The sequence below is a fragment of the Nocardioides sp. Root140 genome, from assembly GCF_001426745.1.
Classification (GTDB): Bacteria; Actinomycetota; Actinomycetes; order Propionibacteriales; family Nocardioidaceae; genus Nocardioides.
The window spans coordinates 277590-293991 of sequence record NZ_LMFI01000010.1 but is presented as its reverse complement, the minus strand read 5'-3'; the positions used below and the strand labels follow the sequence as shown (position 1 = coordinate 293991).

The following is a 16402-nucleotide window of genomic DNA, read 5'->3' as shown; positions in this document are numbered from 1 at the left end:
TGACCAGCGTTCGGTCGAACACTGGGGTAGGCGGGGCGACGAGGCTCAGCTGGCCTTCTTCTTGGGCGCCGACTTCTTCGCCGGGGACTTCTTCGTGGCGGTCTTCTTGGCCGTGGACTTCTTTGCTGCCGCCTTCTTGGCGGGTGCCTTCGCGGCCGGGGCGGACTTCTTCGCGGGAGCGTCGTCAGCGTCCTCCCCACGGGCCTCCTTGGCCGCTGCCACCGACTTCTGCAGCGCGGCCAGCAGGTCGACCACCTCGCCGGAGGACTTGGTGGCGGTGGGCGTGCGCTGGATCTCCCCGCCCTCGATCTTGCTCTTCACCAGGGACTCGACGGCGCCGGCGTAGTCGTCCTCGAACTCCGAGGGGTCGAAGTCGCCGGCCAGGGTCTCGACCAGCATCTCGGCCATCTTGACCTCGCTGTCCTTGACCTCGCCGGAGTCGATCGTGAAGTCGGGCGTGCGGATCTCGTCGGGCCACATCATGGTCTGCAGGACGATCACGTCGTCACGGACGCGGAGCACGGCGACCGACGTACGCTGCCGCAGGGCCACGGTGACCACGGCCATCCGGTCGGCCTCGAGAAGGGCCTGGCGCAGCAACGCGTAGGGCTTCGCCCCGGTCTTCTCCGGTTCGAGGTAGTAGGACTTCTCGAACAGCATCGGGTCGATCTGGTTGCTCGGCACGAACTTCTCGACCGAGATCTCACGCGACGACGTCGACGGCAGCTCGGCCATGTCGTCGTCGGTGAGGATCACCATCTCGCCGTCCTCGGTCTCGTAGCCCTTGGCGATGTCGGCGTAGGCCACCTCCTCACCGTCGATGGCGCAGACGCGTTGGTACTTGATGCGTCCGCCGTCCTTGGCATGAACCTGACGGAACGACACGTCGTGGCTCTCGGTGGCGGAGTACAACTTCACGGGTACGGACACGAGGCCGAACGACACCGCACCCTTCCAGATCGCGCGCATGCCACCAGTATTGCAAGGATGTGGGACATGCGACCGATGTTGGCCACCCGAGGTCTCCACGTCCCGACCGGGGACGCCTGGGTGCACGAGGTGAAATGGGACGGAATGCGGGTCCTCGCGGACGTCTCCGGGGAGGGCGTGCGCCTGACCAGTCGCGCGGAGAACGACGTGACCGCGAGCTACCCCGAGCTGCTCGGCATGGCCGGCCGCGACCTGCTCCTGGACGGCGAGGTGATCGCCCTCGAGGACGGTCGTCCCAGCTTCGGGGCCCTGGCCGAGCGCATGCACGTGCGCGACGCGCGGCGTGCGGCACGGTTGGCGACCACCCGGCCGGTGACCTTCCTGGCCTTCGACATCGTGCGCCTCGACGGCCGCGACCTCTCGCGGGAACCGCTCTCCGAGCGCCGCGAGATCCTGGTGTCGCTCGGGTTCGCGGGGGAGTCGTGGCACGTGCCCGAGGTGTACGACGACGGCGCCATGCTGCTCGAGGCGACCAGGGCCCAGGGCCTCGAGGGTGTGGTCAGCAAGCGGCTGTCCTCGCGCTACGAGTTCGGCGTGCGCAGCCCGCACTGGCTGAAGTTCCCACATCGCCTGCGCACGTCGTGGGTGATCTGCGGGTGGCGCCACGAGACGGGTTCGCAGCAGCGGCTCGGTGCGATCCTCGTGGGCGAGCCGACGGCCGAGGGTCTCGTGTTCCGGGGCCGTGTGGGCAGCGGCATCGCCGGCAAGGTGGGGCCGATGCTCAAGGAGCTGCTCGAGCCCCTGGCCGCCGACCGCAGCCCGTTCGTCGACGAGATCCCGCGTGTCGACGCGGCCGGCACGCACTGGGTCGAGCCCCGCGTCGTGGTCGACGTCGAGTCGCTCGGCCTCGGGACCCAGGGACGGTTGCGCCAGCCGTCGTACATCGGAGTGCGGGCCGACCTCGGCCCCGACGACCTGCTCGGGGGTGGGCAATGACGGAGATCAGGGCCGAGGTGGACGGCCGCACCCTGCGGATCAGCAACCTCGACAAGGTGATGTACCCGACAACCGGCACGACCAAGGGCGAGGTGCTCAACTACTACGCCCAGGTCGCCCCGGTGCTGCTGCCGCACCTCGCCGACCGTGCGGTCACCAGGATCAGATGGCCGCACGGCGTGCAGGGGAACTCGTTCTTCGAGAAGAACGCGCCGGCGGGTGCGCCGAGCTGGCTGCGCACTGCGAAGGTGCCGACCACGGGGTCGCGCGGCTCCTCGCGCAACGGCGACGAGCTGGTCTTCCCGGTCGTCGACGGGCTGGCCGCCCTGACCTACCTGGTCAACCTGGCCAGCCTCGAGCTGCACGTGCACCAGTGGACGGTGACCCGCACCGGCCGCCCTCGCAACCCCGACCGCCTGGTCATCGACCTCGACCCCGGCGAGCCCGCCGGACTGGCCGAGTGCTGCGAGATCGCCCTGCTGGTGCGGGAGAAGCTCGCCGAACGCGATCTCGAGGCGCTGCCGGTCACCAGCGGCAGCAAGGGGCTGCACCTCTACGCGGCACTGCCCGGAGACCTCGACCCCGAGGGCACCACCGGCCTGGCGAAGGAGATCGGGGAGGAGCTGCAGGCAGAGCAGCCGAAGCTCGTGACCGCGGTGATGACCAAGTCGCGCCGCTCGGGCAAGGTGTTCCTCGACTGGTCGCAGAACGCGGGCTCCAAGACCACCATCTCGCCGTACTCCCTGCGCGGAAAGGAGAAGCCGTACGTCGCGACTCCGCGCACGTGGGAGGAGATCGAGGCAGGGGCGGGGGACCCTTTGGGTGTGGAGCAGTGCCGGTTCGAGGAGGTCCTCGAGCGAGTCTCCGAGCTCGGCGACCTGTTCAGCACTCAATGAGCGCCGGCGTCAGTACGCGCCCTGGTGGGACACGACGGCCCGCGCCGTGCGCAGCACGATCGACAGGTCGAGCCCGAGCGACCAGTTGTCGACGTAGCGCAGGTCCAGGCGCACGGCCTCGTCCCACGGCAGGTCCGAGCGTCCCGACACCTGCCAGAGCCCGGTCACCCCGGGCTTGACGGCCAGGCGCCGTCGGACGTCGTCGCCGTACTTCTCGACTTCGGCGGGCAGCGGGGGGCGGGGACCGACCAGGGCCATGTCGCCCAGGACCACGTTGAACAGCTGGGGCAGCTCGTCGAGCGAGTAGCGGCGCAGGAACCCGCCGATGCGGGTGATCCGTGGGTCGTTGCGCACCTTGAACAGCACGCCGTCCGCCTCGTTGATCCCTGCGAGCTCGCCACACTGCTGCTCGGCCCGGTCACACATGGTGCGCAGCTTGAACATCGTGAACGGCGCGTCGTTGCGCCCGACGCGGGTCTGGCGGAAGATCGCCGGTCCTCGGGACTCGATGCGGACGGCGAGCATCAGCGCGAGGAGCACGGGCGCGAGGAGCAGTAGGACCAGGGCGGCGGCACTGCGCTCCCACAGCTCCTTGAGGATCCGGCGCCATCCGCGCAGCTCGGCCTCGCGCACGTGCATCATCGGCAGGGTGCCGACCGCGGTGACAGTCGTGCGTCCCTCGGCCACGTCGGTGAGTCCCGGAGCGACGAACAGCTGCGTGTGCGTGGTGGCCAGGTCCCACCCCAGCCGACGCAGGACCGGGGGAGTGAAGTGCTTGCAGGGCAACACGATCACCGCGTCGGCGCGGGCCTCGCGGATCCGGTCGGCGATGGCGCCGACGGGGGTTCCGCGTCCGTGCGTGCAGGTGTCCACCACTTCGAAGCCGTGGTTGCGGGAACGGCCCAGCTCGGTCGCCATCTCGGCGACCTGGTGCCGGTGGCCGGCGAGCACGACGCGATGGGTGAGGCCATGTCCGTGCTCGCGGCGCCACCCCTGCACTCCCGCCCAGCTGACGCGTTGCAGGACGGCGGTTCCGGTGGTGACGGCAACGAGGGTGAGCAGGTGCCCGGGTCGGGTCGGCAGGTCGACCATCCACGAGATCGCGGCCCCGGTCACGACCAGGGCCAGTGCGGCCCGGGCGACCCGGCGGAGGTCCTCGATGCCGGGCAGCACGAGGCGCGACTCGTAGCCGCGCATCACCGCGACGAGGAGGACCCACAGCAGGGGCAGCGCCAGCACCACGGCGAGCGGTCCGGGGACCACCGCGGTGGCCACCAGTGCACCGACCGCGTCACCGATCACGAAGCCGGCCCGGCGGCTGATGCCCGAACGGCGAGTGGGAGTTGCCAGAACCTGCGTCGAGGCGACCATGTCCACTCGCGGCACGAGAGCCGGTTCGGTCCTGGGCAGGGGCACGGTGGGTGGTCGCGGCGGAGCCGGCCTGGAGAGAGAGGGCGCCGCGGTCGGTAGGGCGGTGAGGCGCTGGGCGGTCCGGACCGAAGGGTTGGTCAGGGCGTTGGCACTGCTCATCGTTTGCGACCCCACATCACGTTGCCGATGGAAATGGCGAGCCGTCCGCGGTGGACGGACGGCCCAGATCCAGCATGCTGGCGAGGCAGTCGCCGCGGCATCACCAACGTTGGTGAATCGCGTTGTGGGGAACGCGATTCGCGATCAGCCGACGGCCGGCTGCCAACCGACGTGGTGGGCCAGGCCGACCGCGGCGAGCTGCGAGGAGACCTCGAGCTTGGACAGGATCGACTTCACCTGGGTGCGCACGGTCGCCTCGGAGACCACACTGATGCGGGCGATCTCGCGCACGGCGCGTCCGTCCATCAGGTGTCCGAGGACCTGGCTCTCCCGGTGGGTCAGGTGCTCGAGGCGGGTCCGCATGACCTGGACCTCCTGGCGCTGCTTGTGCCAGTGGCCCAGCAGCTCCTCGCGTTCGTCGCGGCTGATCACCGGCAGGCCCTCGTTGAGCCGGCGGATCGTGGCCAGGATGTCGTTGAGCGGTGAGCTCTTCGCGAGCACCTGCCGTGCCCCGTAGCGCAGGCACTCGCCCCAGCGACCGCGGTCGATGCTTGCGGTCACCACGACGACGTTGACGCCGGCCTTGGTCAGCGGCTCGATCAGCCGCACCCCGTTGCCGTACGAGCCGAGGTCGAGGTCCAGCAGGACGACGCGCGGGTGCGCACGCATGATGGCTGGGAGCAACGTGCTCACCGACCGGCCTCCCTCGGAGAGGATGATCCGGCGTACGTCGTGACCCTCCATGTCGAGGGCGATCTCGAGGGACTCGGCGAACAGCGAATGGTCCTCGACCACTGCGACTCGGGTCCCGGTTCTGGTGATGATCAAGAGTCTTCTCCTCGGAAGTGGGGCAGGGTGACCACGAAGGAGGCACCCCGCGCGCCGTCGTTGTGTCGAAGTTGCAGGTTGCCGCCCTGCTGTTCCGCGAGGCGGCGTGCCAGGTAGAGCCCGAGTCCACTACCTGGCGACGTCCTGCTGCGTACGCCTCGCTGGAACAAGGAGTCGCGCATGGCCGCCGGAATACCAGGTCCGGCGTCCGAGACCCGGAGCTCGACCACGTCATCGCGGCGTCCGACGGTCAGGGTGACCGCCGATCCGGGCGCGTGGCGAAGTGAGTTGTGCAGGAGGATGTGGACGATCTCGCTGATGTCGTCCTGCCGCCCACGGACGTGATGACCCGTCGCCTCCCAGCGGATCTCGTGCCCGGCGACCCTCTGGGTGGCCACCAGTGGGGTGATCACCTGGTCGAGAGAGACCGCACTGGTCTCCAGGGGACCGGGGTTGCTCAGCAGGCGCTGGAGGCGGGCCACCTCCGAGGCGAGGCCGAGCTCGAGCCGGTGCCTGCTGGACGGGCTCAGCCGGTCGTCGCTGCCCAGCAGGATCTGCGAGGCGGTGCTGATGTCGGCGACCGTCGACCGGAGCTCGTGGAACAGCTCCTCCTGGTGCCGCTGGTCCTCGGACACGACCGGCTGGGCAGGACCCTGCTCGGCCAGCGCGCGGAGGAGGATCGTGGCGGTCGTGAGTGCCAACAGGACCGACAGCCCCATGAGTACGACGACCGCGGTCCACGACCTCAGGGTGCCTCCGGTGGTGCCGACCGACCCGAGCAACAGGGACGTGACGACGGCAGCCTCGATCACCACGAGGCTGCGCGTGGAAACCTCCGGCCTCGGCCTCCTCGACCGGTGCCACGCCCCCAGGACGACCACCAGGCCGGCTCCGAGAATGACGGCGGCGACCGCCGCGGCAGGCTGGGGCAGGGCCACCAAGGGGTCGTCCACGAGCCAGGTGTAGAGCAGGCGCCCGGCGAGCAGGACGAGTCCCGCAGTGATGCCCAGTCCGAGTGGGTGCAGGCGCTCGGGCAGCTCCGCGCCACGAGTGGCCAGGACGAGGCCTGCGATCACCGGCGTGGCCAACAGTGCGCCCATCAGGTCACCCGTGCTGCCCGAGCGCTCCGCGACGTTGGTCATGTCGACGATCGCGAACGCCACACCGCTGAGGAACAGGGTGACCAGCACGGACGAGAGCCAGCCGCTGGTCGGGTCGCCGGTCATGCGCCAGCGGGAGTACAGCAGGAAGGCGCCGGCGGCCAGCACCAGATGGAAGTCGAGGGTTGCGACCGCCCCCGCGGTCAACAGTCGAGGCTGGCCCTCGGTGACCAGCGCAACCGCCAGGATCGGGGGCAACGCCAGCAACAGGGCAGTCGTGATCGACCTCCGCCATTCCCAGCCGAACTGGGTCCGCGGTCGGTCATGAAATCGTTCCATTGTCCTGCCGGCGCCCCCGCGCCCACCCTTCGGTATCAAGGACGATGAGTCCTTGGCCGAGTCCCGTGGTGGCACGTGTGAGGACGCCTGCAGGGAGGTCCACCCCACCATGTCGTTGAATGTAGGACCGGTGGGCCCGCCCTGTCCGGCGAATGGGAGTGCCTACCACAAATTGGGGACGATCGCCCAAGCGACTGGCCCAGATCTCGCAACTTTGATCCCAAGGGACTCACCAGTCGCAAGGAAGTCCTGAACGCGGGCGGGGGGTGTGTACCGGTCCGGGTCCACGCGACTGGTGAGGCCAGATCTTGGGGGTCCCTCAACCTTCGGGCTCGGGACCGGTCAGGAGCATCACCAAATGTGGGGCAGTGCCTCGGCGCACCTGACTCATCAAGATTGGCGAAGTTGCGGCGTACGGCCACGTGGTGGTCGTGGGGAGTCCTACGCTCCGAGAATGCTCTCCCGAGGACCCGGTGGGCCGGTCGTGCCGCGTCAACGGCCAGGTGGGACAGTCGTGCGCCTGATCGTCGTCTCCGACCACAGCCTGGTCAGCGAGGCCGTGCGCATGGCGTTGGCCAGTCGCGGCTTCGAGGCGGTGAGCCTGACCCCTCCGTCCGGACGCGGCGGCCACCGGGACTTCACCATGCGGGTCTCCCGCTTCGGTCCCGCGGTCGGGCTCCTCCTGTGCGAGCTCGAGGACCGTTCGCTGCTGCGCGACGCGGTGGCCACCGTGTCGTCCGTGCGGATCCGCTGGCTCCTGCTGACCAGGTCCAGGGACACCGCGGCGTGGGGAGCCCTCTTCGAGGCCGGCGTGTCGGCGGTGCTGCCGATGACCACCAACCTCGACACCCTGGCCGGCGCGCTGACCCAGGAGGCGGCCGGCCGGCCGGTGATGGCCGACGAGGTCCGCGTCCGCGCGCTCGAGGCCTGGCACGAGGAGAGTGTCCAGTCGCGCAGGGTCGCCGGGTTGATGGGTTCCCTGACCCCGCGTGAGATGGCGGTGCTGGCCATGTTGCACGACGGGTTGACGGTCAAGCTCATCGCGCAGGGGGCGAACGTCTCCGAGGGAACCGTGCGCAGCCAGGTCAAGTCGATCCTGCGCAAGCTCGAGGTCAGCTCCCAGCTCGCAGCCGTGGCGGCGTACCGGCAGATGCGGGAGTTCGCCCTGGCCGTCCACGACGACGAGTGAGTCGGCCCGATTCGAGGCTCAGCGGTCGAGGGGTTCCCAGCCGGCCGCGCCGACCACGATCATGCGGGCCTGGTTGCGCAGGTTGTCGACCAGCTCCTTGCGGGTGGCCGGGTGGTCCGCCGCGGGGCCGACCAGCTCTCCGGCCGCGGCGACCATCAGGTCGACGAACAGGCTGGCCAGCACGTGCAGGTCGGCGGCCCCCCAGCGCTCGAGGCCGGGCATGCGGGCCAGGTCGGTGGCCAGCTCGCGCTCGAAGAGGCTGAGCTCGTGCCGGATCGCGTCCCGCAGGACGGCGTTGCCGCCCTGCCGCTCCCGGCCGATGAACCGGAAGTGGGCCTTGTGCTCCTCGAGCTGCACGGACAACACGTCGACCGAGCGGTCGATGAGCGTCTCGGGAGCCGGGTCGCCGCCACGCACCTCGCGGATCAGGCCGCGCAGGGTCATGAAGGACTCGTCGAGCAGTGCCAGGCCGAGCTCGTCGAGCGTGGAGAAGTGGCGGTAGAAGGCGGTCGGCACGATGCCGGCGGCCTTGGTGAGTGCGCGCAGGGAGAGTGACCCGAAGCCCTCGTCGGCGAGCATCTCCAGGGCAGCGTCGAGGATCGCCCGCCGGGTGCGCTCCTTGCGCTCCTGCCGGCTCTCGGGCTTGTCGGGTACGGCGGCCGCCTTGCTCGTCACGCTGCGCAGTGTAGCGGTTCGGTGAACACTGCGACCACTTGTCGGTGAACACGTGTGCGAGGTGTTCACGCTCACACGGACCGGGCTTGACGCTGCCGGGGAGCCTTTGGGTACTGTTTCAGTGTACGAATGTTCACTGAAAGTCATACCGAATCGGAGCTCGTGATGAGCATCGTCCAGAACCTTCTCGCTTCCCGGGCCCTCGAGGCCCTGGCGTCCCCGCACGGCGTGGATCGCTACCTCGAGCTGGTCAACCCGATGTGGGCCGCCCGCGAGGTGCGTGCCCGCATCGTCGACGTGCACCGCGAGGTCGACGTCGCCGGCCACCCGCCGGTCGCCACCATCACGCTGCAGCCCACGTCCACGTGGCAGGGTCACCGCGCCGGCCAGCACGTGCAGCTGGGTGTCGAGATCGACGGCGCGCGTCGTACGACGCGGGTCTTCACGGTCTCGAGCCCGGACTCCCGCCAGGGTGACCGCTTCACCGTCACCATGCGCGCCAACCCCGACGGCCTGGTCTCGCGGCACCTCGTCGAGGCCGAGGTCGGCACGATGGTGCACCTCTCGCAGGCGCAGGGTGAGTTCACCCTTCCCGACCAGGTGCCCGACCACGTGCTGTTCATCTCCGGCGGCTCGGGCATCACACCGGTGATGTCGATGCTGCGCAGCCTGCAGCGCCGCACCCACCGCGGCCGGGTCACCTTCGTGCACTACGCGCAGTCGCCCGAGCACCAGATCTTCGCCGACGAGCTGGCCGAGATCGCCCGCTCCGGCTACGGCATCGACGTTCACCTGCTGCACCCCGAGCTCGGCGACCCGGCGTTGAGCCCGCCGTGGCTCGAGCGCCTCGTGCCCGGCTACCGCGACGTGCCCACCTGGGCCTGCGGACCGGCGCCGCTCATCGACGCCGTCCAGAAGGCGTACGCGGACTCCGACGCGTTGCAGGTGGAGTACTTCAAGGCGCCGGTCGTCAGCACCGGGGCGGCCGAGGGCGACGTCACCTTCACCCGCGCCGGCAGTACGGCGGCCAACACCGGAGCCACCCTGCTCGAGCAGGCCGAGGCCGCGGGCCTGAAGCCGGAGTTCGGCTGCCGCATGGGCATCTGCTTCTCCTGCACCGCGACCAAGAAGGAGGGGACGGTCACCAACGTGCTGACCGGTGAGACGTCGTCCCTGCCCGACGAAGACATCAGGATCTGCGTGAGCTCGCCCCAGGGCGACTGCGCGGTCGACCTCTGACACTCCCCGTTGGTCGAGGAGGTCGCGCAGCGACCGTCTCGAGACCATGACCGAAAGGAAGCCCATGAACAGCACCACCCTGACCGATGACCAGCTCGACGAGTTCGGCAAGGAGATGGACGCGATCCGCCAGCGGGTCATGTCCGAGCTCGGCGAGGAGGACGCGACCTACATCCGCAACGTGGTCAAGGCGCAGCGCGCCTTCGAGGTCGCCGGTCGCGCACTCTTCTACCTGCCGCCCGCCTGGCCCCTTGCCGTCGCCTCGTTGTCGATCTCCAAGATCCTCGACAACATGGAGATCGGCCACAACGTCATGCACGGGCAGTACGACTGGATGGGCGACCCTGGCCTGAACTCGCGGATGTACGAGTGGGACACGATGGCCCCCAGCGAGAACTGGAAGTACGGGCACAACTACATCCACCACACGTACACGAACATCCTCGGCAAGGACCGCGACATCGGCTACGGCATCCTGCGCATGGACGAGGACCAGGAGTGGCACCCCTACTACCTCGGCAACCCGGTCTACGCGTTCCTGCTGATGGTGTTCTTCGAGTGGGGCGTGGCCCTGCACGACCTCGAGGTCGAGAACATGGTCAAGGGCAAGCGCACCTGGGAGGAGAACAAGGCGCTGCGCGCCGGCATCCTGCGCAAGATCAAGCGCCAGACGCTCAAGGACTACGTGCTGTTCCCGGCGCTGACCGGCCCGCTGTTCCCGTTGACGCTGGCCGGCAACGCGACCGCCAACCTGGTCCGCAACATCTGGACCTTCAACATCATCTTCTGCGGCCACTTCCCGGCCGGCGTCGCGACCTTCTCCGAGGAGGAGTGCGAGAACGAGAGCCGTGGCCACTGGTACTACCGCCAGCTGCTCGGCTCGGCCAACATCAGCGGCAGCAAGCTGATGCACCTGCTCTCCGGCAACCTGTCGCACCAGATCGAGCACCACCTCTTCCCGGACCTGCCGGCGCGCCGCTACCCGCAGATCGCCGAGGAGGTGCGCGAGATCTGCCAGCGCTACGGGCTGCAGTACAACACCGGCCCGCTGCACAAGCAGCTCGGCAGCGTCGCGAAGAAGATCTTCAAGATGGCGCTCCCGCCGAAGAAGGCGGACACCGCCTCCACCCAGACCAAGGTCAGCGTCGGCGACCCCGTCGCCGCCTGACGAAGGAGTCACCATGACCCACATCGCAGACAGCCTCACCCCGCGCGAGCTGCGCCGTATGCACGCCGAGGGCACCCGCCTGACCGTCCCGCAGGGCTGGTCCCTGATCTGGGAGCGCACTCCGGCCGACAAGGCCTACCTGATCGTCGCCGGCGAGGTGTCTATCCAGCGCGACCACGTCGAGGTCGCCCGCCTCGGGCCCGGCGACGTGGTCGGCGAGATGGCGATCGTCAACCACAAGCTGCGTACGGCGACAGTCGTCGCCGCGACACCGCTCGAGGTCGTCCACTTCACGGCCGAGGCCGTCGAGCAGCTGAGCGAGCAGATCCCCGCGTTCCGCGAGGTCCTGGCGCAGACGGCATCGGGGCGTCTGGCGCCGGCGTGACGAACGCCCCTTGCCTGTGTGGTTGTCGGTTCGCCCGTCGTCCGTGACACTGGAGTCATCATGAGCAATCACGACCACATCAGCCGCAACGAGATCCGCAAGGACGCCATCCAGGACGGCTTCGAGGCCACCGTGTCGACGGTCGGCCACGTCGGCGGCGTCGTGGTCGGTGCAGTCCGCGACGTCGGCAAGGCCCTGGGCGGCCTGGCCACCGAGCTCTTCGAGATCCGTGACGCCGCCCGCAAGGCCGGCGAGGAGCACGAGCCCCACGCCTGACCTTGCGGCCGGTCGGTCAGCGCACGGGTCTCAGGGTGATGCTGACCTGGCTGGTGCCGGAAGGGTTCGGCACCACCAGCACGGCGGTGACCCTGCGTCCCTTGCGCAGCAGCGCCCTGCCCCGTGCGTTCAACGGCAGCTTCACCGTTCGCGCCGTGCCTGCCCTCAATGACACCGAGCCACGGGCCACGGGGTTGCCGCCCTTCTTGATCACCAGGGTGCCGGCACACGTGCCGGCGGTGCCGGCACATCGCAGGCCCACGTAGGCCGAGGCGCGCTTCAGAGTCACGACCCGCGTGGTCAGACGCAGTCTCGGTTTCGCGACCACCGTGAGGGACAGGGACCGTGACGACGCCCGGTTCCACGCGTCACCGAGGTAGCGAGCCGCCAGGGCGATCCTGCCCGCGGAGGTGAGGGGCCCGACGGCGAGCACGGCTGACCCGTCGACGAGGTTGGCGCGCACCGTCTTGCCACCCGGCGGAGTCACCGTCACCTGTCCGGTCGGGGTGACGCCCGAGGTGGTGTTGACCTTGACCTTTACCTTCGTCGAGCCTCCGACCTTCACCTGGGTGGGTGTCGCGCTCAGCGAGAGCGTCGTGTCGGTCTGTTGACTCTCCCGGAGCCTGATCGGCACCCGGATCTTGCTCTGCTCGCCGCCGTTGCCGCTGAGCACCAGGTCGACGTGGTCGACGCCCTCGGGGATCCGGGTCTCGTCGACCCGGACGTCGATCGTTGCGGTGCCGCCCGGCGCGATCGTCCCGCGGTTCTGCGAGAGCTTCAGCCACGGCAGCGAGGGGACGTCGTCGTCGCCGGTGGCGAACTCGAGGATGTCGCCAGTGAGCGACGCCGCGAGCAGGGTGCCGTCCGGGCGGATGTCAGTGCCTCGCGGCAGACCTGCTGGCGGATTGTCTGCACGGCGCCACCCGGTCTCGGTGCACGTGGTCGGATCGATCTGCGAGAGTATCGGCGTTCGAGAGCCCGAGCGCTCCATCTTCCACATGCTGTCCGAACCGGGCTGATATGCCATGCCCAGGCCTTGCACGCCGTAGAGAGTGCACGAGGTGAGTTGGGTGCCCGCCTGAGGGCTGTTGGGCCCGGCCATCGTGGTCAGTCGAATTCCGAGAGCCTCTCCGCTGGCGAAACGGTCGTCGTCCTTGTGCCAGTGCTGCAGGAACAGTCGATCGTGGGTCTCGTCATAGGCAAGTCCCCAGGCGAGGTGGAAGTCGGGGATGTCGGTACGTATCACGCGCGAGTAGCCTCCATCGCGGGCGTCGGCGCAGACGATGTCGTTGAAGGGCTGGGTTGCGTCGAACCCTCCGGCACCGGAGTCACCAGCGACGATGAAGCACACCTCGTTCGTGGCGTCGACGTAGACCAGGTCGTACGGGATGAGCCACGACGGGTCCACACCGATCTCGTTCGCAATTGCCGACATAGCGATCACGGTGCCGGTCGGGTCGCCGTCCGTTGTGTATTCGCGGATCTCGTGCTGGGGGTTGGCGGCGACCAGATGAGCCTGGGCCACCCACCAGGACCCACCGCCCTCCTCGACCGCAACGGGTGCCTTCGTCGCGTTGAGATCGGTCACCTTGGTCAGTGATCCGGCTTCCGCGGGTGAGGCCACGGGTACGTCGAGTGCCGCCGTCCACTCGTAGGCCTTGTCGCCGTTGTTGCGCAGGGTGGCGGTCTGTCCGGAAGTGTCGGCGTCCAGTGTCACTGTCGGCTTCGCCCCGGCCAGTTTGAAGTCTGCGTGAGCGGTGGCCCCGGGTGCACCGATCCTCACGTCGACGGGAGTCCCGCGTCCGTAGGTCCGGGGCTTGTACGCCGCCACGGTGTAGCCGTGCCCTGTGAAGATCTCCGTCTTGTATCGGCCGGCCCCGTCGGTGTGAACCTGCCACTGCACGGCACCGTCGGGCGCCCGTACCTGGACGACCGCGTCGGCGATTGGGTCACCGGTGGCGGCATCGGTCACGACGCCGGCAACGGTGCCCGCGTCGGGCAGGTCGATGCGCACCTGCGTGGCGTCGGACCGCCACGGCCAGCCCCCGCTCTCGTTGCCGACCGCGTGGAGCTGGTCCCAGGTGCAGCAATGCATCAGGGCCGGGCCACCGATCGATGAGCTGACCAGAGGGCGCCCGGCGGCTCCGGCCCGATCGAACAGTGAATCGGGGTCGATGTCATGGCCGGCAATGACGATGTCGCCGTTCTCGTGCAACGTGAGCCCGAGGTCGAAGTCTGCGTCCGTGCCGAAGTAGGTGTAGTCGCGCCACTCGATGGTGAAGGTCCGGTTCGGGGCTGTTCCCTTCACTGCCGTGAACACCTGTCCTCCACCGTTCTCCGGGGAAAGCGGGATGAGGCTCGTGTCCAGGGTCAGTGCGGAGCTCGAAGGACAGGGTGCATCCGGCGTCCACGCGTTCCATCGCGGCTCGTCGAGGCAGAACGAGACGCTCGCTCCCATTGTTCCGGGTCCTCGTCCTGGAGCGTGCACTCCGATCGAGTCGAGTGCGCGTCCGTGGAAGCGGAACGGGAACGGAAGGTCGACCTCGGTCACGGGGCGCGTTCCCGAGGCATCCATCGGTGCCAGCACGAGGAGGGTGTCGCCGGGAGTCCAGTCACTGGTCTCCGTGACACAGGAATAGCCGTACGACGTGCCGTAGGGGACGTCGAGCGGGTGTCGGGGCATGGCGATCGTGGGAACCACGGCGTCCGTGCCGCCCATGTCGACCGACCTGGTGACCAGGCGGGCGCCACAGAGGCCGGCGTTGACACTCAGCACATACTTCTTCGGCCCGGGAACCTTGTTGATGGCGAACGCGCCGGTGGCGTCGGTGGTGCCGACGAACGGCACCCCGGCCAGCGTGACCACCGCCTCGGGAATGCCGGCACCGGTGACGGGGTCTACCACGCGACCGCTGACCGTGCCGCCCGGGAGCGGTGTCAGGGTGACGTCGTGCGTCGTGGTCTCCCCGTCGGTCACCGTGACGGTCGTGGTGCTCGGCTCGTAGCCGAACGCGGCGACCCGCACGGTGTACTCGCCGACCGGGAGCGTGAGCGCATAGCCGCCGCTCTCGCCCTGCCGGGTCGAGCGCACGAGCTCGCCACTGGTCAGGGTGATCGTGGCGCCCGTGACGGGGACCTGTCGTTCGGCGTCGGTGACGGTGCCGGTGAGCGATCCGCTGGTGGACTGCTCGAGGGCCGACTCCACCAGCGCGAGCGCATCGAGCCGGCCCTCGCCATAGACGTTGTTGTCGTCGGCCGTGCCGCCGCACTGGTCGTCGGCGGTGTCGCGGGCAGTGCCGTCGAGCGCTTCGCGAGTCGCAGCCAGGTCGCCGATCAGGGACGGATCGGCGTTGTAGAGCAGGGCGACGGCGGCCGCCGTGTGCGGTGCCGCCATCGAGGTGCCGGTCATGGACGCGTAGCTGCTGCCGGGATAGGCAGACCTGACGTTGGTGCCGGGGGCCGAGATGTTCGGCTTGATCTCGCCGTCCTGACCGGATCCGCGTGAGGACGACGGCGCGATGGTGTCGTTGATGTCGTAGTTGCCGACCGAGTAGTTGATGGTCCGCGACCCGGGCGCGCCCGAGGTGTCGCAGCCGGGTCCGATGTTGCCGTTTGCCCAAACTCCGAAGATGCCCGAGTCTGCCCACGCCTGCAGGACGTCCTCCATGAAGGGGTCGTTGCTGGGCGTTCTCGTGCCCCAGGAGTTGTTGATGATGTTGGGTCGTTGCGCCGGGTCGGGGCGGGTTCCGTCGACCTTGGTGGGGGCCAGCATCCACTGTGCCGAGTCGAGCAGGGCGGCATCTGAAGGACAGCAGCCGTTGGCAGAGATCCACGTGGCGCCGGGGGCGACCCCGATCCGGTTGGCGGCGCCGTCGTCACCGGTCATGGTGCCCATGGTGTGCGTTCCGTGGCCGCCGCCGTCGACCGGCAGCGTTGATGCCCCCGTGACATCGAGCCAGTTGTAGTCATGACTGACCGTGCCGTCGGCCCGGTAGCCGCGGTAGGAATGGATGAGTGCCGGGTGGTCGTACTGCACGCCGGTGTCGATGCTGCCGACCACGATGCCGTCGCCGCGAATGCCGTAGGTGTCCCACACCTGGTCGGCCTTGATGTTGGCGACGCCCCACTCGACCGCCGCGTCGGCGTCGGGTCCCATCTTGTTCGTGGTGAGTTCCTTGTCGATCGGCTCCACCTGCTCGTAGGTGACCGGCGCGCGCACGGTCTCGACCCCGGTGGCGCCCGCCAGGCTGCTGGCCAGTGCGTAAGTCCCCGCTTCCACGTGCACGGCGTTGGTGATCCAGTAAGACGTGTACGTCGCGCCGGCGGCGTCCAGTTGGGCGATCACCTCGGCCTGCGACGTCTTGGCGTGGCTGCGCAACGCGTCGTAGACCGCTTGCCCGCGCTTGTCCCAGTCTCCGACGCCGGAGGCGCTCGACGTGTCAGCGGAGCTGTCGAGGATGACCCAGAACTCCTGCGTCTCGTCGACGGCCTTCTCGAACTCGGCGAGCAGTTCGGGCTGGATGTGGCCCTTGTCTTCGGCGGTGGGTGACGCGGAGGAGGCGCCCGTCGGCAGTGCGACCAGTGCGATCAGTGCTGCCAGGAGCGAGCCGACGGCACTCAGTCGGCCGGCCTTCGTTCTCGCGAGACGATGCATCAGGGTGTGACCTCTCGGGTGAGCCCGCTTCGGATCTCGGGCATGCGTGCGTTGAGTGACTAGAGCGGAAACCAACGGGTCTCGCCGGGTGGCTCCGGTCGGGGAGCACTGGAAGGTTCATCGGCCTCGTACTCGGGCTCGGTCGGCTCGTCGTCGGGCGCACCCGCGTGCTCCTTGGCACGTGGCTTCTCTTCCGG

At 69.0% G+C, this 16402-nt stretch carries 13 protein-coding genes; 7 read left to right on the top strand and 6 right to left on the bottom strand.

Annotation, left to right across the window (positions count from 1 at the left end; translation table 11 throughout):
- Window positions 1-45: 45 nt before the first annotated feature.
- The gene (gene ku, locus ASD30_RS11795) at window positions 46-969 is read right to left on the bottom strand and encodes a non-homologous end joining protein Ku (RefSeq protein ID WP_056681517.1); all 924 of its coding nucleotides are present in this window, start codon (window positions 967-969) and stop codon (window positions 46-48) included.
- Between the two features lie 27 nt (window positions 970-996).
- On the opposite strand from ku, the gene ligD (ASD30_RS11790) reads away from it, so the two are divergent.
- Both ligD (ASD30_RS11790) and ligD (ASD30_RS11785) read left to right on the top strand, forming a co-directional pair.
- Window positions 997-1926 (top strand): non-homologous end-joining DNA ligase, encoded by a 930-nt coding sequence (gene ligD / locus ASD30_RS11790; RefSeq protein WP_056681516.1) that lies wholly within the window; start codon window positions 997-999, stop codon window positions 1924-1926.
- A complete protein-coding gene (ligD, locus tag ASD30_RS11785; protein ID WP_056681515.1) occupies window positions 1923-2822 on the top strand; it encodes a non-homologous end-joining DNA ligase in 900 nt (299 codons plus the stop codon). Before ligD (ASD30_RS11790) ends, ligD (ASD30_RS11785) begins: the two co-directional genes overlap by 4 nt.
- Before the next feature lie 9 nt (window positions 2823-2831).
- Here ligD (ASD30_RS11785) and ASD30_RS11780 read toward each other — a convergent pair whose 3' ends face one another.
- The 3 genes from ASD30_RS11780 to ASD30_RS11770 all read right to left on the bottom strand — a co-directional run bounded on the left by ASD30_RS11780 (window position 2832) and on the right by ASD30_RS11770 (window position 6547).
- A complete protein-coding gene (locus tag ASD30_RS11780) occupies window positions 2832-4352 on the bottom strand; it encodes a sugar transferase (RefSeq protein WP_082563787.1) in 1521 nt (506 codons plus the stop codon).
- 144 nt (window positions 4353-4496) lie between these two features.
- Window positions 4497-5180 (bottom strand): LuxR C-terminal-related transcriptional regulator, encoded by a 684-nt coding sequence (locus ASD30_RS11775; protein WP_056681513.1) that lies wholly within the window; start codon window positions 5178-5180, stop codon window positions 4497-4499.
- The gene (locus ASD30_RS11770) at window positions 5177-6547 is read right to left on the bottom strand and encodes a sensor histidine kinase (protein WP_056681512.1); all 1371 of its coding nucleotides are present in this window, start codon (window positions 6545-6547) and stop codon (window positions 5177-5179) included. The genes ASD30_RS11775 and ASD30_RS11770 overlap by 4 nt, the downstream gene beginning before the upstream one ends.
- 586 nt (window positions 6548-7133) lie before the next feature.
- Here ASD30_RS11770 and ASD30_RS11765 point away from each other — a divergent pair.
- On the top strand, window positions 7134-7808 hold the full coding sequence (locus ASD30_RS11765; protein ID WP_056681511.1) for a response regulator transcription factor: 675 nt from the start codon (window positions 7134-7136) through the stop codon (window positions 7806-7808).
- An 18-nt stretch (window positions 7809-7826) separates the two neighbouring features.
- Here the strand turns inward: ASD30_RS11765 and ASD30_RS11760 are convergent, their stop codons facing one another.
- Window positions 7827-8483, bottom strand: coding sequence for a TetR family transcriptional regulator (locus ASD30_RS11760; protein WP_235532572.1), 657 nt, complete (start codon window positions 8481-8483; stop codon window positions 7827-7829).
- 165 nt (window positions 8484-8648) lie between these two features.
- Here ASD30_RS11760 and ASD30_RS11755 point away from each other — a divergent pair, with 165 nt between their 5' ends.
- The 4 genes from ASD30_RS11755 (at window position 8649) to ASD30_RS11740 (ending at window position 11551) form a co-directional block, all read left to right on the top strand.
- A complete protein-coding gene (locus ASD30_RS11755) occupies window positions 8649-9722 on the top strand; it encodes a ferredoxin reductase (RefSeq protein ID WP_056681510.1) in 1074 nt (357 codons plus the stop codon).
- Between the two features lie 64 nt (window positions 9723-9786).
- A complete protein-coding gene (locus tag ASD30_RS11750; RefSeq protein WP_056681509.1) occupies window positions 9787-10890 on the top strand; it encodes a fatty acid desaturase family protein in 1104 nt (367 codons plus the stop codon).
- A gap of 13 nt (window positions 10891-10903) precedes the next feature.
- Complete coding sequence (locus ASD30_RS11745) at window positions 10904-11275, top strand: Crp/Fnr family transcriptional regulator (RefSeq protein ID WP_056681508.1); 372 nt, start codon at window positions 10904-10906, stop codon at window positions 11273-11275.
- 60 nt (window positions 11276-11335) lie between these two features.
- The gene (locus tag ASD30_RS11740; RefSeq protein ID WP_056681507.1) at window positions 11336-11551 is read left to right on the top strand and encodes a hypothetical protein; all 216 of its coding nucleotides are present in this window, start codon (window positions 11336-11338) and stop codon (window positions 11549-11551) included.
- A 16-nt stretch (window positions 11552-11567) separates the two neighbouring features.
- Here the strand turns inward: ASD30_RS11740 and ASD30_RS11735 are convergent, their stop codons facing one another.
- Complete coding sequence (locus ASD30_RS11735) at window positions 11568-16205, bottom strand: S8 family serine peptidase (protein ID WP_056681506.1); 4638 nt, start codon at window positions 16203-16205, stop codon at window positions 11568-11570.
- Between the last annotated feature and the right edge of the window lie 197 nt (window positions 16206-16402).